Origin of the sequence: Kocuria salina, assembly GCF_013368965.1 — a bacterium.
Classification (GTDB): Bacteria; Actinomycetota; Actinomycetes; order Actinomycetales; family Micrococcaceae; genus Kocuria; species Kocuria rosea.
Genome location: NZ_SSSF01000005.1, coordinates 1 through 18,883, shown reverse-complemented (window position 1 = coordinate 18,883; position 18,883 = coordinate 1). Strand labels below are relative to the sequence as shown.

Annotated in this window: 13 protein-coding genes and 1 pseudogene; 11 read left to right on the top strand and 3 right to left on the bottom strand. The window is 74.8% G+C overall.

The window, feature by feature from the left end:
- Positions 1–122 precede the first annotated feature (122 nt).
- The 11 genes and pseudogenes from E7Z53_RS10930 to E7Z53_RS10885 all read left to right on the top strand — a co-directional run bounded on the left by E7Z53_RS10930 (position 123) and on the right by E7Z53_RS10885 (position 16,829).
- Entirely contained in the window at positions 123–2,192 is a 2,070-nt protein-coding gene (locus tag E7Z53_RS10930; protein ID WP_109222025.1) for an acyltransferase family protein, read from the top strand.
- Positions 2,189–3,694, top strand: coding sequence for an acyltransferase family protein (locus tag E7Z53_RS10925; RefSeq protein WP_369597977.1), 1,506 nt, complete (start codon positions 2,189–2,191; stop codon positions 3,692–3,694). The genes E7Z53_RS10930 and E7Z53_RS10925 overlap by 4 nt, the downstream gene beginning before the upstream one ends.
- 12 nt (positions 3,695–3,706) lie before the next feature.
- Positions 3,707–4,291, top strand: a pseudogene (locus E7Z53_RS20350) (SGNH hydrolase domain-containing protein); the annotation flags it as partial.
- 195 nt (positions 4,292–4,486) lie between these two features.
- Positions 4,487–6,586, top strand: coding sequence for an acyltransferase family protein (locus tag E7Z53_RS10920; RefSeq protein ID WP_369597976.1), 2,100 nt, complete (start codon positions 4,487–4,489; stop codon positions 6,584–6,586).
- A gap of 42 nt (positions 6,587–6,628) precedes the next feature.
- Positions 6,629–8,191: an IMP dehydrogenase gene (gene guaB, locus E7Z53_RS10915; protein WP_176337760.1), complete on the top strand. Its 1,563-nt coding sequence runs from the start codon at positions 6,629–6,631 to the stop codon at positions 8,189–8,191.
- 34 nt (positions 8,192–8,225) lie between these two features.
- Entirely contained in the window at positions 8,226–9,347 is a 1,122-nt protein-coding gene (locus E7Z53_RS10910) for a GuaB3 family IMP dehydrogenase-related protein (RefSeq protein WP_017833353.1), read from the top strand.
- A gap of 101 nt (positions 9,348–9,448) precedes the next feature.
- Positions 9,449–10,423, top strand: a complete 975-nt coding sequence (locus tag E7Z53_RS10905) for an SURF1 family protein (RefSeq protein WP_017833354.1) — start codon at positions 9,449–9,451, stop codon at positions 10,421–10,423.
- Entirely contained in the window at positions 10,416–11,000 is a 585-nt protein-coding gene (locus E7Z53_RS10900) for a DUF3817 domain-containing protein (RefSeq protein ID WP_017833355.1), read from the top strand. The genes E7Z53_RS10905 and E7Z53_RS10900 overlap by 8 nt, the downstream gene beginning before the upstream one ends.
- Before the next feature lie 23 nt (positions 11,001–11,023).
- Entirely contained in the window at positions 11,024–12,631 is a 1,608-nt protein-coding gene (gene guaA, locus E7Z53_RS10895; RefSeq protein WP_176337759.1) for a glutamine-hydrolyzing GMP synthase, read from the top strand.
- 132 nt (positions 12,632–12,763) lie between these two features.
- Positions 12,764–16,558 (top strand): hypothetical protein, encoded by a 3,795-nt coding sequence (locus tag E7Z53_RS10890; RefSeq protein ID WP_176337758.1) that lies wholly within the window; start codon positions 12,764–12,766, stop codon positions 16,556–16,558.
- The gene (locus tag E7Z53_RS10885) at positions 16,548–16,829 is read left to right on the top strand and encodes a hypothetical protein (protein WP_109243778.1); all 282 of its coding nucleotides are present in this window, start codon (positions 16,548–16,550) and stop codon (positions 16,827–16,829) included. Before E7Z53_RS10890 ends, E7Z53_RS10885 begins: the two co-directional genes overlap by 11 nt.
- Here the strand turns inward: E7Z53_RS10885 and E7Z53_RS10880 are convergent.
- The 3 genes from E7Z53_RS10880 to E7Z53_RS10870 all read right to left on the bottom strand — a co-directional run bounded on the left by E7Z53_RS10880 (position 16,798) and on the right by E7Z53_RS10870 (position 18,681).
- Positions 16,798–17,514 carry an SAF domain-containing protein gene (locus E7Z53_RS10880; RefSeq protein WP_109243782.1) on the bottom strand — a complete coding sequence of 239 codons (717 nt, stop codon included), beginning with the start codon at positions 17,512–17,514 and terminating at the stop codon, positions 16,798–16,800. The two genes, E7Z53_RS10885 and E7Z53_RS10880, sit on opposite strands and share 32 nt — an antisense overlap.
- Before the next feature lie 129 nt (positions 17,515–17,643).
- Positions 17,644–17,976 (bottom strand): FmdB family zinc ribbon protein, encoded by a 333-nt coding sequence (locus E7Z53_RS10875; protein WP_017833359.1) that lies wholly within the window; start codon positions 17,974–17,976, stop codon positions 17,644–17,646.
- A 63-nt stretch (positions 17,977–18,039) separates the two neighbouring features.
- Positions 18,040–18,681 carry a 5-formyltetrahydrofolate cyclo-ligase gene (locus E7Z53_RS10870; RefSeq protein ID WP_109243779.1) on the bottom strand — a complete coding sequence of 214 codons (642 nt, stop codon included), beginning with the start codon at positions 18,679–18,681 and terminating at the stop codon, positions 18,040–18,042.
- Positions 18,682–18,883: the final 202 nt, after the last annotated feature.

The window sequence follows — 18,883 nt, the reverse complement described above, 5'->3', positions numbered from 1 at the left end:
CACCACCGGTGGGGCGGGTCCGTCGCCGTCTCCGGGGGCCGCCCCGGCGCCTCCGGTAGAGTGCGGGGGTCCGCACGACCACTGCCGCGCCCCCGGCGGCACGGTGTTCCCAGGAGATGCCCATGACGACCCTCGGTGCGCAGAGCACGCCCACCGGCGTCGAGCCGGACACGGCCCGGCGGGTGGCCCGGTACGCCGGGTTCCGTCCGGAGGTGCAGGGGCTGCGCTTCGTCGCGGTGCTGCTCGTGGTGGTCTACCACGTGTTCCTGGACCGGGTGTCCGGGGGAGTGGACATCTTCCTGCTGATCTCGGCGTTCTTCCTGACCCTGTCCTTCGTGCGCAAGCTCGAGGCGGGGAGGCCGCTGGCGCTGGGGCGGTACTGGCTGCACGTGTTCAAGCGGCTGCTGCCGCTGGCGGTGCTCACGATCCTGGGCACCCTGCTGCTGGCGTGGTGGTTCTTCCCGGAGGCGCGGATCGACCGGGTGCGCACGGAGGCGCTGGCCTCGGTCCTCTACGTGGAGAACTGGGCGCTGGCGCTGGCCGAGGTGGACTACTACGCCGCCGACGACTCCACGGCGTCCCCGTTCCAGCACTTCTGGTCCCTGTCGGTGCAGGGCCAGGTGTTCCTGCTGTGGCCGCTGGTGTTCGGGGCGGCGTGGCTCGTGTGCCGGGGCGGGCGGCGGCGGCCGGTGCCGGTGCTGGCGGTGCTCTTCGGGCTGGTCCTCGCGGCCTCCCTCGCCTGGTCGGTGCACACGACCGCCACGGACCAGGCGTTCGCCTACTTCGACACCCGGGCCCGGCTGTGGGAGTTCGCCCTCGGGTCCCTGCTGGCCCTCGCGGTGCCGTACCTGCACCCGCCGCGGGCGGCGCGGGTGGTGCTGGGCTGGGCCGGGATGCTCAGCATGGTCTCGGTCGGGGTGCTGATCGACGTGCAGGGCGCCTTCCCCGGCTGGATCGCCCTGTGGCCGCTGCTCTCGGCGGCGGCGATCATCGTGGCCGGGCAGTCCGGCTCGCCCCTCGGCCTGGACCGGATCCTCGCCTCCCGGCCCCTGGTGCGGCTCGGGGACGCCTCCTACGCGCTGTACCTGGTGCACTGGCCGCTGCTGATCACCTACCTGGTGCTGCGGGACCGGCCCGTGGCCGGGCCGCGGTCGGGGGTCGCGATCATCCTGGTCTCCCTGCTGCTGGCGGTGGCCGCCACGAAGCTGGTGGAGCGCCCGTTCCAGCGGTGGGCGTGGCCGGAGCGGGACAAGCGGCGGCTGGCCGCGTCGGTGGCGGTGAGCCTGGCGCTCGTGGCGGTGCCGGTGCTGGTGTGGCAGCAGGCCGACGCACGGCGGGCGGCCGCGCTGGCGGAGGACGCCGCCCGCAACAACCCCGGGGCGGCGGTGCTGGACCCGGGCTTCGAGTTCCGGGGCGACCCGGACGCCCCCACCCTGCCCCTCGCCTCCGCGCTGGGCGACGAGTGGGTCGGGCTGCCCGAGCCCTGCTCCGGGGCGTTCGCCCCCGAGCAGGAGGTCCTCGAGCAGTACTGCCGCCAGACCCCGGCCCTGCCGGACCCCGAGCGGACGATCGCGGTGGTCGGCAACTCCCACATGGAGCAGTTCATGGGCGCGGTGATCCCCCTCGCGGAGGAGCGCAACTGGCAGCTCGTCGCCGTGCTGCAGCCGGGCTGCGCCTTCGCGGTGCGCCCGGAGGGGGACGCGTGCCACGAGGGCAACGACGCGGCGATCGAGTACGTGGAGCGGCTCGCCCCGGACGCGGTCATGACGACCTCGACCTACGCGGCCCGGATGGACGGTCCCGCCGAGGCCCTCGTCGGGGGGTTCCCGGAGCTGGTCGACCGCCTCACGGGCCAGGGCATCGACGTCGTCGGCTTCCGGGACAACCCCCGGTTCGACTTCAACCCCTACGAGTGCGCCGTGCGCCACGGCCAGGACGCCGACCGGTGCCGCGTGCCCGTCGAGCAGGTCCTGGCGCCCGTCAACCCGGCCGACGCCCTGCGGGACCGGAACGGCTTCGCCTCGCTCGACCTCACCGACCTCATCTGCCCGGAGGGACTGTGCCGTCCCGTGGTGGGCAACGTGCACGTCTTCTTCGACCCGCACCACCTCACGTGGACCTACGCGCGGACGATGGCGCCGGCCCTCGAGACCCGGCTCCCCGGCACGCTCCTCCAGGAGGTGTCCTCGTGAGCACGGTGCAGGCCGGCGCCCCGCGCCCGGACCCGGGGGCCGCCTCCCCGGACGGCCCCGGGGGCGTCGAGCCGGACACGGCCCGGCGGGTGGCCCGGTACTCGGGGTTCCGCCCCGAGGTGCAGGGGCTGCGGTTCGTCGCGGTGCTGCTCGTGGTGGTCTACCACGTGTTCCTCGGCCGGGTCTCCGGGGGCGTGGACGTGTTCCTGCTGATCTCCGCGTTCTTCCTCACCCTGTCCTTCGTGCGCAAGCTCGAGGCGGGAAGGCCCCTGGCCCTGGGGCGGTACTGGCTGCACGTGTTCAAGCGGCTGCTGCCGCTGGCGGTGCTCACCATCCTCGGCACCCTCGTCCTGGTGGCCGCCGTCTACCCCGGCTCCGACGCCGGGCAGTGGCGCACCGAGGCGCTGGCCTCGGTGCTCTACGCGGAGAACTGGGCGCTCGCGCTGAGCTCCGTCGACTACTACGCCGCCGACCACTCGACCGCCTCGCCGTTCCAGCACTTCTGGTCCCTGTCGGTCCAGGGGCAGGTGTTCCTGCTGTGGCCGCTGATCTTCGCCGCCGCCTGGCTGCTCACGCGGCGGGGGAGCCTCCGGCCGGTCCCCGTCCTGGTCGCGATGTTCGGCACCGTGTTCGTGGCCTCCCTGACCTGGTCCGTGCACAGCACCGCCGTCCAGCAGGAGTTCGCCTACTTCGACACCCGCACCCGGCTGTGGGAGTTCGCCCTCGGGTCGCTGCTCGCCCTCGCCCTGCCCTACCTGAGGCCGCCGCGGACCGCGCGCGTGGCCCTGGGCTGGGCCGGGCTGCTCAGCATGGTCTCGGTGGGGGTGCTGGTCGACGTGCAGGGGGCGTTCCCCGGGTGGATCGCGCTGTGGCCGCTGCTCTCGGCCGCGGCGATCATCGTGGCCGGCCGCTCCGGGTCCCCGTTCGGACTGGACCGGATCCTCGCCTCGCGGCCCCTGGTGCGGCTGGGGGACTCGGCCTACGCGCTGTACCTGATCCACTGGCCCGTGCTGGTCACCTACCTCGTGCTGCGGGACCGGCCCATGGCCGGGCCGCGGTCGGGGGTGGTGATCATCGTCGTCTCCCTGGTGCTCGCCGTGCTGGCCACCCGGCTGGTCGAGGACCGGTTCAAGAAGTGGGCCTGGCCCGAGCAGAACAAGCGGCGCCTCGCCGGGGTCGTGGTGCTCTGTCTCGCCCTGGTCACAGCCCCCGTGCTCGCCTGGCAGCAGCTCGAGGACCGGCGTGCCGAGCGGATCCAGGCCGAGGCCGTCCGGAACAACCCCGGGGCCGCCGTCCTCGAGCCCGGCTTCGAGTTCCGCGGCGACCCGGACGCCCCGACCCTGCCCCTGCCGGAGGACCTGCCGAGGCAGCCGGCCTCCCTCGGCGAGGCCTGCCCCGAGGACCTCGACCTGCCGGAGGAGCTCCTCCGCTTCTGCCACGAGAGCGTGGCGCAGGAGGCCCCCGAGCGGACGGTGCTCGTGCTCGGCAACAGCCACCTGTAGCACTGGCTCCCCGCGCTGCGGCCCCTGGCGGAGGCCGAGCGGTGGCGGGTGCTGACCTGGATCCAGCCGGGCTGCTTCTACGCCGCCGCCGAGGACCAGCCGGGCTCGGAGAGCTGCCGGGCGTGGTTCGAGGGCGCCGAGCAGATGATCGGCACCGCCGACCCCGACCTCGTCGTCGTCCAGTCGACCTTCACCGACCTGGAGGGGGAGGTCCTCCGGCCCGGGCTGGAGCAGCGGGTCCGCGAGCTCACCGACCGCGGGATCCCCGTGGTCGGGATCCGCGACACCCCCCGCTTCCCGGAGGCGCCGGCCGAGTGCGCGGTGGCGAACGGGGAGGACGACCCCCGGTGCACCTTCGCGCACCCCATGGTGGGCACGCCCGATCCCGCGCTCCCGCTCGCCCGCGAGCTGCCGCTCTACTCGACCCTGGACCTCACCGACCTGATCTGCCCGGACGGGCGGTGCCCGCCGGTCGTCGGCAACGTCTACGTGTACTGGGACGACGACCACCTCAGCCGGGTCTACTCCGAGAGCGCCGCCCCGGTCTTCGGCGAGCGGTTCCGGGAGGCCCTCGCCACCGACGGCCTCCGCCCCTGACGACCGCCCGTCCCCGGCCGCCGGCCCCCGGCGCCGCCCGGTGACGGAGCGCCGGGTGCCCCGCGCGGCGCCGGTCGTGCGATAGGGTCGCGACGGGCGCCCCCGGCCCCGCCCCCTCGCTCCGCATCCCCCCGCTCCCCCTCCCGGCGCCGCTCCGCGGCCGCGTCCGGGACGCTCCCTCCTGGAGGTGCCCCCGTGGCCACCGTGCACGCCGCCGCCCCGCAACCGTCCGCCGGGACCGCCGACCGTGGGGACGCGGCCCGGCGGCGGGCAGGACGGTACTCGGGCTTCCGCCCCGAGGTGCAGGGCCTGCGCGCGGTGGCGGTGCTGCTCGTGGTGGTCTACCACGTGTTCCTCGGGCGGGTCTCCGGGGGCGTGGACATCTTCCTGCTGATCTCCGCCTTCTTCCTGACCCTGTCCTTCGTGCGCAGGCTCGAGGCGGGGAGGCCGCTGGCCCTGGGGCGGTACTGGCTGCACGTGTTCAAGCGGCTGCTGCCGCTGGCGGTGCTCACGATCCTGGGCACCCTGGTGCTGGTGGAGCTGTTCTACCCGGGCTACGACGCCGGGCAGTGGCGCGCCGAGGCGCTGGCCTCGGTGTTCTACGCGGAGAACTGGGCGCTGGCGCTCAACGCGGTGGACTACTACGCCGCCGACCACTCGACCGCCTCGCCGTTCCAGCACTTCTGGTCCCTGTCGGTGCAGGGACAGGTGTTTCTGCTGTGGCCGCTGGTCTTCGCCGCGGCCTGGCTGATCTCCCGGCGGACCCGGTGGAGCCCCGTGCCGGTGCTGGCGGTCGTCTTCGGGGTGGTCTTCGCGGCCTCCCTGGCGTGGTCGGTGCACAGCACGGCCGTCCAGCAGGAGTTCGCCTACTTCGACACCCGCACCCGGCTGTGGGAGTTCGCCCTCGGGTCCCTGCTGGCCCTCGCGGTGCCCTGGCTGCGGCCCGGCCGCAGGGCGCGCGTGGTCCTGGGCTGGGCCGGTCTGGTGAGCATGGTCTCGGTGGGGGTGCTGGTCGACGTGCAGGGGGCGTTCCCCGGGTGGATCGCGCTGTGGCCGCTGCTCTCGGCCGCGGCGATCATCGTGGCCGGGCAGTCCGGGTCGCGCTTCGGGCTGGACCGGATCCTCGCCTCGGCGCCGCTGGTGCGGCTGGGGGACTCGGCCTACGCGCTGTACCTGATCCACTGGCCCGTGCTGGTCACCTACCTCGTGCTGCGGGACCGGCCCATGGCCGGGCCGCGGTCGGGGGTCGCGATCGTGCTGGTCTGCCTGGTGCTCGCGGTGCTGGCCACCCGGCTGGTCGAGGACCCGCTCAAGCGCTGGGCCTGGCCCGAGCGGTCCCGGCTGCGGCTGGCCGCGGTGATTGTGGTGTGCCTGGCGGCGGTCGCGGTCCCGGTGACCGCGGCCCGGGTGGCCGAGGAGCGGCGGGCGGTGGAGATCGCGGCGTCGGCCGACCGCAACAACCCCGGGGCGGCGGCCCTGCTGCCGGGCTTCCGGTACGAGGGCGACCCGGACGCCGAGACCGTCCCCGTGATCACCGGGGAGCCGTACGCCAAGCCGTCGCTCGGCGAGCCCTGCCCGCCCGGCACGGGGGTCGGCGAGCGCTTCCGGCAGTGGTGCTTCGACACCGTCCCGAACCCCGAGCCCGCCGCCACGATGCTGGTGATCGGCAACAGCCACGTGCACCAGTGGATCCCCGCCGTCGAGCTCCTGGCCGAGCGCAACGACTGGCGGGTGGTCACCTACATCCGCGGCAACTGCCTGTACGCCCTGCCCGAGGAGCAGGTGGCCGACCACGAGGCGTGCGCGCGCTGGCTCGAGGGCGCCGACCCCGTGGTGGAGGCCGTGGACCCGGACCTGGTGCTGGTGCAGGGCACCCGCAGCACGGACGAGGACCAGGAGCAGTTCACCCACGGGATGGAGCAGCGCATCCGCGGGCTGGCGGAGCGCGGCATCCAGGTCCTCGGCCTGCGCGACAACGCCCGGTTCGACTTCGTCCCCGCGCGCTGCGCCGCGGACCACGGGGCCGACGCCCCCGAGTGCGCCGCCTCCCACGTCATCCTGGGCCCGGACAGCCCGCTGGCCCCGGTGGCCGAGCTGCCGCGGGTCACGATGGTCGACATGGGGGACCTCATCTGCCCGGACGGCACCTGCGTCCCGGTCATCGGCAACGTGTTCACGTACTGGGACAACAACCACCTCACCGTCGAGTACGTGCGGAGCCTGGCGCCCCTGTTCGCAGAGCGCGTCGAGGAGGCCCTGCGCGCGGACGGGGCCGGGTTCCCCGCGGGGTCGTGAGCGCGGCCACAGCCGTCCGCCGGCCGGGACCCGGCCCGTAGAATGATCGCGACTCCCTCGAAGCTGAAAGGCCCCACCGTGTCGGATACCGCCGTCCCCACCGCCCTGTCCGAGGACCCGTTCGGGTTCACCGGGCTGACCTACGACGACGTGCTGCTGCTGCCCGGCAACACGGACGTCATCCCGTCCGAGGCGTCGACGCGCACCCGCCTGTCCCGGCGAATCGACCTGGAGGTGCCGCTGCTGTCCGCCGCCATGGACACCGTCACCGAGTCCTCGATGGCGATCGCGATGGCCCGCCAGGGCGGCATCGGCGTGATCCACCGCAACCTCTCGATCCAGGACCAGGCCGAGCACGTGGACCGGGTGAAGCGCAGCGAGTCCGGGATGATCACCGACCCCGTCACCATCTCCCCGGCGGCGACCCTCGAGGAGCTGGACCGGCTCTGCGGCTACTACCGGGTCTCCGGGCTGCCCGTCGTGGACGCCGAGCAGAAGCTGCTGGGGATCATCACCAACCGCGACACCCGGTACCTGCCGGAGAGCGAGTTCCCGCGGCGCCGGGTGCACGAGATCATGACGCCCATGCCGCTGATCACCGGCAAGGTCGGGATGGCGAAGGACGACGCGCACCGGCTCCTGGCGACCAACAAGATCGAGAAGCTGCCGCTCGTCGACGACGCCGGCCGGCTCACCGGCCTGATCACGATCAAGGACTTCACCAAGGCCGAGCAGTACCCCCACGCCACCAAGGACGACGAGGGCCGGCTGCGCGTCGGCGCCGCCGTCGGCTTCTTCGGCGACGGCTTCGAGCGGGCCATGACCCTCGTCGAGGCCGGCGTGGACGCCCTGTTCATCGACACCGCCAACGGGCACTCCCAGGGCGTGCTGGACATGATCGCCCGGCTCAAGGCGGAGACCGCCACCGCGCACGTGGATGTCATCGGCGGGCAGGCGGCCACCCGCCACGGCGCGCAGGCCATCGTGGACGCCGGCGCGGACGCCGTGAAGGTGGGCGTGGGCCCCGGCTCGATCTGCACCACCCGCATCATCGCCGGCGTGGGCGTCCCCCAGATCACCGCCGTCAACGAGGCGGCGAAGGCGGCGATCCCGGCGGGCGTGCCCCTGATCGCCGACGGCGGCCTCCAGTACTCCGGCGACATCGGCAAGGCGCTCGTGGCCGGCGCGGACTCCGTGATGGTCGGGTCCCTGCTCGCGGGCTGCGACGAGTCCCCGGGCGAGCTGATCTTCGTCAACGGCAAGCAGTTCAAGACCTACCGGGGGATGGGGTCGCTGGGGGCCATGCAGTCCCGCGGCAAGAACACCTCCTACTCCAAGGACCGCTACTTCCAGGCCGACGTCGCCAGTGACGAGAAGCTCATCCCCGAGGGCATCGAGGGCCAGGTCCCGTACCGCGGCCCGCTCTCGGCCGTGGTCCACCAGCTCGACGGCGGCCTGCGCCAGACGATGTTCTACGTGGGCGCCCACACCGTCGAGGAGCTCAAGCACGAGGGCCGGTTCGTGCGGATCACGCCGGCCGGGCTCAAGGAGTCCCACCCGCACGACATCACGATGACCGTCGAGGCCCCCAACTACCAGCGCTGAGCGACCGTCCGCAGCACCGTTCGGAAAGGACACCATGAGCTACGACATCGAGATCGGCCGCTCCAAACGCGCCCGCCGCACCTTCTCCCTGGACGAGATCGCCCTCGTCCCCTCCCGCCGCACCCGCGACCCCCGGGACGTGTCCACGGACTGGCAGATCGACGCCTACCGGTTCTCCATCCCGTTCCTGGGCGCCCCGATGGACTCGGCGACGTCCCCGGAGACGGCCATCGCCCTCGGCCGCGCCGGGGGACTGGGCGTGCTGGACCTCGAGGGGCTGTGGACCCGCTACGAGGACCCGCAGCCGGTGCTCGACGAGATCGCGGCGCTCTCCGGCGAGGACGCCCCGGCGTCCACGCGCCGGATGCAGGAGCTCTACGAGGCGCCCGTCCAGCCGGAGCTGATCACGGCCCGGCTGGCGCAGATCCGCGAGGCGGGCGTCATCGTCGCCGGGTCCCTGACGCCGCAGCGCACGGTGGAGCACTACCGCACCGTCCTGGACGCCGGCGTGGACGTCTTCGTGATCCGCGGGACCACGGTCTCCGCGGAGCACGTCTCCCGCAACCAGGAGCCGCTGGACCTCAAGAAGTTCATCTACGACCTCGACGTCCCGGTCATCGTGGGCGGCGCCGCGGGCTACACGCCGGCGCTGCACCTCATGCGCACGGGCGCGGCCGGCGTGCTCGTGGGCTTCGGTGGCGGCGCGTCCATGCGCATCCAGAACACCCTGGGGATCCACGCGGCCATGGCCACGGCGATCTCCGACGTCGCGGCCGCCCGCCGGGACTACCTCGACGAGTCCGGCGGGCGCTACGTCCACGTCATCGCCGACGGCGGCGTGGGGGTCTCCGGGGACATCGTGAAGGCGCTCGCCATGGGCGCGGACGCCGTGATGCTCGGCACCGCGCTGGCCCGCACGGAGGAGGCGCCCGGGCAGGGCTGGCACTGGGGCGCGGAGGCCCACCACGGGCAGCTGCCGCGCGGGCTCCGCACCCGCGTGGGCACCGTGGGCCCGCTGGAGGAGGTGCTCTTCGGGCCGTCCCGCCACGTGGACGGCACCTCCAACCTCGTGGGCGCGCTGCGCCGCTCGATGGCCACCACCGGGTACCTGGAGCTCAAGGAGTTCCAGCGCGCCGAGGTGGTCATCCGCGGCTGACCCGCGACCGCCCCGCGGGGGCCAGTGCCGCGCCCCGCCGGCCCGGCACGGGCCCCCGCCGCAACTGGCGAACGCCCAGGAAGGCGCACTAGCCTTGACGGGTGCTCACGACCGCCCTGCGCCCCCGCTCGATCCTCGCCCTGATCGTGAGCCTCGGGCTGGCCGTGGGCTTCGTGCTGCTGAGCCAGTGGCAGCTGGAGTCCAGCGAGCAGTCCCGCACGGTCGCAGACCCCGCGAAGGACGTGGCCGTCCCGCTCACCGAGGCCGCTGAGGCCGGCGCCCCCGTGACCGCCGCGCAGGCCGACCAGCTCGTCACCGTCACCGGCGACTACCGGGACGGGTCCACCGTCCTGGTCCCGGGCCGGCTGCAGGACGGGACGGAGGGCTGGTGGGCCGTCACCGCCCTCGACGTCCCGGACACCGGGCAGCTGTGGCCGGACGCCGGCGGGGAGCTCACCCTCGCGGTGGCCCGCGGCTGGACCGCCGACCCCGCCGCCGTGCCGGAGGAGCCGGCGGGCGCCGTCGACGTCGTCGGCCGGTACCTGCCCGCCGAGGGCCCGGTGCCCGGCGCGGACCTGCCCGCGGGGCAGGTGGGCACGGTGTCCCCGGCGCAGCTCACCAACCGCTGGGACGCCCCGCTGTGGTCCGGGTACCTGGCCGCCTTCGCCGAGAACCCCGCGTCCGCGCCGTTCCAGCTCGCCGGGGACGGGACCCTCGCCCCGGACGCCGCGCTGCTCGGCCCGGGGCTGTCCCGGCTCGACATCGACCAGCAGCCCACGGACGAGTCCGTGAACCTGCTCAACCTCTTCTACGCGGTCGAGTGGGTGGTCTTCGCCGGGTTCGCCCTCTACATCTGGTGGCGGTTCGTGCGCGACGAGTGGCAGCGCGAGCAGAACCCCGAGGAGTACTTCTACTTCGAGGGCGAGTACTACTACGACGAGGCGGCCGGGCGCTACTACTACTACGACCCCGAGGCGGGGGAGTACTACTGGTTCGACGACCAGCCCGGCGCCCGGGCCGGCGAGCCCAGCACCCACGACAGGACCCAGGACAGGACCGGAGCCCACCATGACTGAACCCACGCAGCCGACCCCCGCCCCGAAGGACCGCACCGACGGGGTGCGGGTCTCCCTCCCGCCGGACGCCCGCCCCGCGGAGGCGGCGTCCCCGGGCCGCGTCCCGCGCCGGGCGGCCGCCCTGCAGCCGCGCCGCCGCTTCGGGGGCACCGAGGCCCAGATCCGCGGGGCCCTGGGCTTCTACATGGTCTGTGCATGGATCTCCGGGACCTTCCTGCTGCTGCTCGTGGCCGAGATGATTACCCGCTACGGACTGGGCTACGACCTCGTCGCGGGCGGCACCGACCGGGCCACGGGGGAGACCGTGGCCCTCGGCTGGCAGGACCTCGAGCTCGAGAACCTCGCGGGCGGGGTCAACATCTCCACGTGGATCCTCATCGTGCACGGCTGGTTCTACGTGGTCTACCTCATCTCCTGCTTCCGGATCTGGACGCTCATGCGCTGGCCCTTCCCGCAGCTCGTGGTGATGGCCCTGGGCGGCGTGGTGCCGTTCCTGTCCTTCGTGGTGGAGCGCAAGATCCACGCCTCCACCACCGCCGAGCTGCGCGCCAACCCGAAGGCCGCGAAGCGGTACTGAGCCCTCCCCGCGCCTGGCCTAGGATGGAGGGCGTGACCGAAACAGCTGAGACCCGCACCGATCTGGAGCAGCGCCCGGTCCTGGTGGTCGACTACGGCGCGCAGTACGCGCAGCTGATCGCCCGCCGGGTCCGCGAGGCCAGTGTCTATTCCGAGATCGTCCCCCACACCTGGTCGACCGAGCAGATCCTCGCCAAGAACCCGGCGGCGATCATCCTCTCGGGCGGCCCCTCCTCCGTCTACGCCGAGGACGCACCGCAGCAGGACGCGGCGCTCTTCGAGGCCGGGGTGCCCGTCCTGGGCATCTGCTACGGCTTCCAGGCCATGGCGCAGGCCCTCGGCGGGACCGTCGCGCACACCGGCGCCCGCGAGTACGGGGCCACCACCGCCACCGCCGTCGGCGGTCCCACGGCCTCCATCCTGGAGGGCTCCCCGGGCACCCAGACCGTGTGGATGAGCCACGGCGACTCGGTCGTCGAGGCCCCCGCCGGCTTCGAGGTGCTCGCCTCCACGGAGACCACCCCGGTGGCCGCGTTCGCCGACGACGCCCGCCGGCTCTACGGCGTGCAGTGGCACCCGGAGGTCAAGCACTCCGTGCACGGGCAGCAGGTGCTCGAGCACTTCCTCTTCGACGGCGCCCGGGTCGAGCCCACCTGGTCGACCGGCAACATCATCGAGGAGCACGTCCAGCGGATCCGCGCGCAGGTCGGCTCCGCGTCCGTGATCTGCGGTCTCTCCGGCGGCGTGGACTCCGCCGTGGCCGCCGCCCTGGTCCAGCGGGCCGTGGGCGACCAGCTCACCTGCGTGTTCGTGGACCACGGGCTGCTGCGCGAGGGCGAGGCCGAGCAGGTCGAGCAGGACTTCGTGGCCGCGACCGGCGTCAACCTCTACGTGGCCGAGGAGAAGGAGCGCTTCCTCACCGCGCTCGCCGGCGTCACCGACCCCGAGCAGAAGCGCAAGATCATCGGCCGGGAGTTCATCCGCTCCTTCGAGGCCGCCGCGGAGGAGGTCGCCAAGACCGCCGCCCGGGAGGGCGAGCCCGTGCGCTTCCTCGTCCAGGGCACCCTCTACCCCGACGTGGTGGAGTCCGGCGGCGGGGAGGGCACCGCCAACATCAAGAGCCACCACAACGTGGGCGGGCTGCCCGAGGACCTGCAGTTCGAGCTCGTGGAGCCGCTGCGCACGCTGTTCAAGGACGAGGTCCGCGCCGTGGGGCGCGAGCTCGGCCTGCCCCACGAGATCGTGGGCCGCCAGCCGTTCCCCGGCCCCGGGCTGGGCATCCGCATCATCGGGGAGATCACGGAGGCCAACCTCGCGGTCCTGCGCCGCGCCGACGCCATCGCCCGCGAGGAGCTGACCCGCGCCGGGCTCGACGACGAGGTGTGGCAGATGCCGGTCGTGCTCCTGGCGGACGTGCGCTCGGTGGGCGTGCAGGGCGACGGCCGCACGTACGGGCACCCCATCGTGCTGCGTCCCGTGTCCAGCGAGGACGCGATGACCGCCGACTGGTCGCGCCTGCCCTACGACCTGCTGGCCCGCGTCTCCAACCGCATCACCAACGAGGTCGAAGAGGTCAACCGGGTGGTCCTGGACGTCACGTCCAAGCCCCCGGGCACCATCGAGTGGGAGTAGGCCCGGGGGCGGGCCCAGGGCCCGCCCCGCACGGGCGGTACACGAGCAGCCGGGGTCGAGCGGTCCGCACGGACCGCTCGACCCGTGCGTGAGCGGTGCCCGGCCCCCGGGCCGAGGCGCAGGAGGAGAACCATGTCGATCGGAGCCGACCGCACCCCCCAGGAGTCGGACACCTCCCGGGCGCAGCCCCCGCGCGTCTCGCTGCAGCCCTGGACCCGCCAGATGGACGCCTACACCGGCCCGGACACGCTGCTGGACTTCAACCAGGTCGACAACGTCTGCATCGACCTCACCGAGGCGAACTCCTCGGGGCAGGCCCAGCTGCTCATGGGCCGCCCCACCCGCCTGTCCACGATCGTGCACGACCCCGAGGCCTACGGGCACGCCGTGCGCGCGGCCCGGTCCCTGCGCACCAAGACCCACGAGCTGTCGGTCAACCACGGGCTGGACGCCGCGTACCTCGCCGCCGGCACCGCCTCCTGGCTCGCCCGGCCCCGGGGCTCCGACCCGACCGGCGCCGGACAGCGCCGCTGGATCGCCCCCGTCCTGCTCGCGCCCCTCGCCCTGAAGCCGCGCCCGGACCTCGACGACTTCGAGCTCCAGCTCGTCGGCCCCGCCCGGCTCAACCCCGCCATGGTCCGCCGGCTGGCCGCGGACCACGGCGTGGACCTGACCTCCGGCGAGCTCGCCCGCCTCGCCTACGGCACCCGCCGGCTCGACCCGGCCCCCGCCCTCGAGACCCTGCGCACCCTCGCCGGGGCGGTGCCCGGGATGCACGTCGAGCACAAGCTGCTCGTCTCCACGTTCGCCGATCTGCACGACCGGCCCGCCGACCTGTCGGTCGTGGCCCGCACCGCGGTGGTCCGGGACCTCGCCCGGCTCAAGGACTCCGCGGTCGGACGGATCCCCCAGGTCGAGGAGATCACGGACGACGCGCCCCCGCTGGACCAGCGCGACCCCGCCGACGAGCTCCTCCTGCTCGACGCCGACGGCCCCCAGCAGGAGGTCCTCGACCTCGCCGCCCAGGGCCACTCCTTCGTGGTGACCGCGGCCCCCGGCACCGGGCAGCTCGACACCGCCGTCAACACGGTGGGCACCCTCGTGGCCGCCGGCCGGACCGTCCTGGTCCTGGGCGAGCGGCGCACCACGCTCGCCGCGTTCGGGCGGCGGATGGACGGGCTGGGCCTGGGCACCGCCGTCCTGCCGCTGTCCTCCCAGCTCAGCGACGCCGACGTGGCCCAGCAGCTCGTCCGGGCGGTGGCCCGCAACGAGCGCGCCGAGCGCCCGGACCTCGCCGAGCTGCACGAGACGCTGCGCACCAGCCGGGACCAGCTCGCCGAGCACCTGCGGTCCCTGCACACCGTGCGGCCCCGGTGGTCCGTCTCCCCGTACCGGGCCGTGCAGGCGCTCGCCGAGCTGACCTCCCGCCGGCCGGCGCCCGCCACGGCCGTGCGGTTCCCGCGCTCCGTGCTCGACGCGGTCACGGAGCGCGGCGACGCCGTCGCCCGGCTCGAGCGCGCCGCCGAGCTCGGGGCCTTCGACGCCGGGACCCTGGCCGGGCCCTGGACCGGGGCGCGCCTGGTCAACGAGGACGAGGCCCGGCAGGCGCACCGGCTGGCCCAGTCCCTGCTCCTGGAGCTCACCACCCTCGAGACCGGGATGCGGCACGTCCTGGCCACCAGCGGGCTGCGCGGCGGCACGACCGTGCCCGAGTGGGGCCGGCAGCTGCGGCTGCTGCAGGAGGTCCAGGATTCCCTGACCCGCTTCACGCCCGACATCTACGACCGGCCCGTGACGGACCTGGTCGCCGCGACCGCCGGGTCGGGCTGGCGGCGGGAGCACGGAATCGAGATGACCGGGCTGCAGCGCTCACGGCTGCGCAAGGCCGCGAAGGAGTACATCCGGCACGGGGTGCACCTCTCGGATCTGCACGCCGCCCTGCTGCGCGTGCAGTCGGAGCGGGAGCGGTGGCGGGAGTGGGCCACCTCGTCCACGCACCCGGTCGTCTCCGAGCGGGTCGAGGAGCTCGCGGCCGTGCAGGCCCGCTTCGTGGAGGACCTCGAGGGCCTGGCCATCGCCCTCGAGGGCTCGTCCACCGGCGCCGACCTCCTGGGGCTGCCGATCGACCGGCTGCGCGAGACCCTGGACGGGCTCATCAACGACGAGGAGAACCTCGCCGTGCTGCCCGAGCGCACCGTCCTGCTCGACGAGCTGCGCGGCCAGGGCCTCGGCGAGCTCGTGGACGACCTCGTCCGGCGCACCGTGCCCCGCGCGGAGGTCTCCGGGGAGTTCGACCTCGCGTGGTGGCAGTCCACGCTCGAGGCCATGATCACCGGCGACGACTTCCTGGCGATGCCGGAGGGGCACACCCTGCGCAAGGTGGAGTCCGTGTTCCGCCGCGCCGACGCGGCGCACGTGGCCTCCGGGGCCGGCCGGCTCCTCTGGGAGCTCGCCGACCGCTGGCAGCGCACCGTCCGGCGCTCCCCGCGCGCGGCGGCCGCCCTGCGCCGCATGCTCCGGGCCGGGGCCGCCCCGCTCGAGGAGGTCAGCGCCTCGGCGGGCGAGCTGATCGGCTCGCTGGTGCCCGTCTGGACGGCCAGCCCCCTGGTGCTCTCCGCGGCGCTGCCCGAGGACCACGACTTCGACGCCGTGGTGGTGCTGGACGCCGAGAGCTCCCCGCTCGCGGCGGTGCTGCCGGCGCTGACCCGGTGCCGGCAGGTCATCGCGTTCGGGGACCCGCACCTGGGCCGCCCGCAGCCGTTCACGGTGGCGCCCACCGCGGTCCCCGCCCCGGGCGCCCAGCCGGTGGTCGAGGTGGACAGCGCCTTCGACGCCCTCTCCCGCGTGGTGCCGGAGCGGACGCTGCGGACCGTGTACCGGTCCATGGACGAGCAGGTCTTCCGCCACCTCAACGAGCAGTTCTACGGCGGGCGCCTGAGCAGGCTCCCGCACGGCGAATCCGTCACCGGGGCCACCCCCGTCCTCGACGTCGAGTACGTCCCGGACGGCGTGGGCGCCCTGACCGCCGGGATCGAGGGCATCCAGGCGCCCGCCGCCGAGGTGCGGCGCGTCGTGGAGCTCGTCTTCGAGCACGCCGCGCGCCACCCGCGCCGGTCCCTGGCCGTGGTCACGGCCAGCGCGGTGCACGCCGCGCGGATCGCGCAGGCCGTCCGGCAGCGGATGCGCGAGGAGCCCGCCGCCGCGGCCTTCTTCGCCCCGGGCCCCGAGTCCTTCCGGGTGGTCGACCTGCACCGGGCGGCGGGCATCGTGCGGGACACCGTCATCTTCTCGCTGGGCTTCGGCAAGACGGCCAACGGGCGCACCGTGCCGTACCTCGGGGCGCTGTCGGAGCGGCACGGCCGCCAGCACTTCGTGCTCGGCATGACCCGGGCCCGCCACAGCACCCGCATCGTGACCTCCCTGCACCCGGGGGAGATGGAGGGCAAGGGCCTCCAGCACGGCGCGCGGGACTTCGCCCGTGTGCTCGCCGCGCACCTCGGCGGCCTGCCGCCGGGGGAGGAGGAGGCCCGGGACACCCACGACGACGCCCTGGTGGTCGACCTCGCCCGCCGGCTGGTGGAGCGCGGTGCCTCGGTGCGGCTGGACTACGCGGGCGTCCTCGACCTGGTCGCCTGGGCCGGCACGGAGTCGCTGTCCGCGGGGGCCGTGGTCCCGGGCCGCACCCGTGCCGAGGGCCGGCCGCTGCGGATCCCCGTGGCCGGGCAGTCCGACGGCTCGCCGGAGAACGCCGCCCTGTCCGTGCGGGAGCGCTCGCGGCTGCGGCCCCAGCAGCTCGAGCGCACCGGCTGGAACTACCTCACGTTGTGGACCATCGAGGTCTTCACCGACCCGGACACCGTCGCCGAGCTGATCCGGCGCTATCTCGGCCTGCCCGCCGCCCCGCAGCGGGGTGACCGTGCCGGCTGAGCCGGGCCCGGCGTCCGGCGGGGACCCCGGGCCCGCCGAGCCGGACCGCGCCCCCCGGCGGGACGTGCCCGCCGCCCCGCGCCCCCGCCGGCGCGGGCCGAGGCGTGCCACCGGGGGCACGTTCACCGACGGCACGTCCACCGGGGCGGAGCCGCGCCTGCCCGGCCTGGACGGGCGGGCGTCCGCGGCGGACGCGGACCGGGCGGACGAGGCCTCCGATCGGGCCCACGAGGACTGGCTCAGGGCCCAGCGGCCTCCGCACTGGGACTGACCGGCGCCGGGACGAGGACCACGGTGGTGCGCCCGGTGCCGCCCGCGCCCGCGAGCTGCGCGGCGCCCTCGTGCGGGGCCCCCACCACCAGCAGTCCCTCCTCCTCGGAGGTGCCGGGCCCGGCGAGCAGACCGCCGTCCCCACCGGGGTCCGCGGAGGAGACCCACAGCACGGGCAGGCCCCTGCCCAGGACCTGACGCCCGCCCGGCGCGGCGCCGTCGGGCAGGTGGACGACGTCCACGTGGTCGCCCGCGCGCACGTGCCGCAGCACACCGGGGTCGTCGATGCGCAGCGTCACCGCCGTGACGCCCCCGTCCTGTCCCGTCAGCAGTCCCGGGCCCACGAGCGCGGTCTCCGTCAGCGGCTGCCCGGGGCCCGCGGCGCCCGCCAGGACGCGCCCGGACAGCTCCGCGGGGTCGGCCACGGCACCCTCCGGCGCCAGCCCGTGGGGATAGGCGGCCACCGCGAGCCGCTCCGGGGTGACCACCGTGCCCGCGGGCAGCGCCTCGGCGGCGGTGACCACCGGCACCGTCCTGGTCTGGGGCGGGCCGAGCCGCAGGACCACCAGGGCCGCCGCGAGCCCGAGGAGCAGCGCGGCCACCAGCCGGCGGCGCCGGGACAGTGCCGAGCGCAGGTGCAGGGACAGCGGGTAGCGGCGTCGGACGGTCCGGGGGCGGCGGCTCATGCCGGGCACGCTACGGGCCGGGTGCCCGGGACCCCGCCGTTCCGGGGCCGCCTGGGGAGGGGCGGGCAGCGCCGCCCGGGAGGTGCCTCCCGTGCAGTGCGGACGCCGGGGCGGCGTCCGGGGACCGGCTCAGTCGGAGGACCCGCCCGCGGTCGCGGAGGCGGACGAGGAGGACGCGCCCGCGCCGGCGGTCGCCGGGGTCGCCGTCTTCGCCGGCGCCGCCGGCTCGGCGGTGGAGGACGCGGAGGACGTGGAGGACGTGGAGGCGCCCGAGTCCGCGCCGCCGGAGCGCGAGTCGTTGCGGTAGAAGCCGGAGCCCTTGAACACCACGCCCACCGTGTTGAACTTCTTGCGCAGGCCCCCGTCGCACTCCGGGCAGACGGTCAGGGCGTCCTCGCTGAACGACTGGCGGATGTCGAACGCGTGGCCGCAGTCCTTGCAGGCGTAGGCGTAGACGGGCATGGGTCCTCCTGGGAAGGGTCGACGAGCGCGCTCGTTGGCACTCGAAGGGGTCGACTGCCGATTCTACCGTGTTCCCCGCGCCGGACCGGGGGGCCCCTCCAGCCGCACGGTCCCGTTCTCCGTGAGGGCCAGCGGCACGGGGGCGTCGAGCTCCTCGACCGGCACGGACCCGGCCGGGAGGACCTCGTCGGCGAAGACGCACACCACGGTGCGCAGCTCCGGGTGCGCCGTGCGCGGCAGCGTGGCGAGGAAGCGGTCGTAGTAGCCGCCGCCGAAGCCCAGCCGCGCGCCGCCGGGCGCCACGGCGAGCGCGGGCACCAGCAGCAGACCCACCGCGTGCATCACCTCCGCGCCGTGGCGGGCGCCCACGGGCTCGCGCAGTCCGCCCGCGCCGCCGGACCGCTCGGGGGTGTCCGGCGTCCACCGCGCCCACGAGAGCCGGCGCCCGGGCTCGCACACGGGCACCCAGATCCGGTGGCCGCGGTGGTGAGCCGTGACGAGAGCGGGCTCGAGGGGCGGCTCTGTGGCCAGCGGCAGGTACGCGGCGACGTCAAGGTGCGGGCGGTCGGCCAGCAGCTCGGTCAGGTGCCGGTCGAAGGCCACGGCGGCGTGCTCGCGGGCGGCCCGGGAGCGCCGCGCGCGGGCCGCCACGAGCTGCCGGCGCAACCGGGTCTTGGCCTCGGCGGGACCGCGGGGGTCGGTCATCGTCGTGTCCGCTCCTCGTCCGACGCTCGGCCCGGGTGGCCCCGGACGCGCCGACCCTGCCGGGCCGGTGGTGCGAGGCTAGCCGCGCACCACCGCGGCGGGCAAGCGTGCCCGGCCGGGAATCCCCTGGCGGGAGCCGCCGATCCGTTAGCCTGAGCGCATGAGTGGAAACAGCAACCCCCGGACGGTCCGGAAGGCCGTC

Excerpts from the sequence above, each read along its gene's own strand:
- E7Z53_RS10910 (WP_017833353.1), top strand. The coding sequence starts at position 8,226 with ATGAGCTACGACATCGAGATCGGCCGCTCCAAACGCGCCCGCCGCACC.
- guaA (WP_176337759.1), top strand. The coding sequence starts at position 11,024 with ATGGAGGGCGTGACCGAAACAGCTGAGACCCGCACCGATCTGGAGCAG.
- guaB (WP_176337760.1), top strand. The coding sequence starts at position 6,629 with ATGATCGCGACTCCCTCGAAGCTGAAAGGCCCCACCGTGTCGGATACC.
- E7Z53_RS10900 (WP_017833355.1), top strand. The coding sequence starts at position 10,416 with ATGACTGAACCCACGCAGCCGACCCCCGCCCCGAAGGACCGCACCGAC.
- E7Z53_RS10870 (WP_109243779.1), bottom strand. The coding sequence starts at position 18,681 with ATGACCGACCCCCGCGGTCCCGCCGAGGCCAAGACCCGGTTGCGCCGG.
- E7Z53_RS10875 (WP_017833359.1), bottom strand. The coding sequence starts at position 17,976 with ATGCCCGTCTACGCCTACGCCTGCAAGGACTGCGGCCACGCGTTCGAC.
- E7Z53_RS10930 (WP_109222025.1), top strand. The coding sequence starts at position 123 with ATGACGACCCTCGGTGCGCAGAGCACGCCCACCGGCGTCGAGCCGGAC.
- E7Z53_RS10880 (WP_109243782.1), bottom strand. The coding sequence starts at position 17,514 with ATGAGCCGCCGCCCCCGGACCGTCCGACGCCGCTACCCGCTGTCCCTG.
- E7Z53_RS10890 (WP_176337758.1), top strand. The coding sequence starts at position 12,764 with ATGTCGATCGGAGCCGACCGCACCCCCCAGGAGTCGGACACCTCCCGG.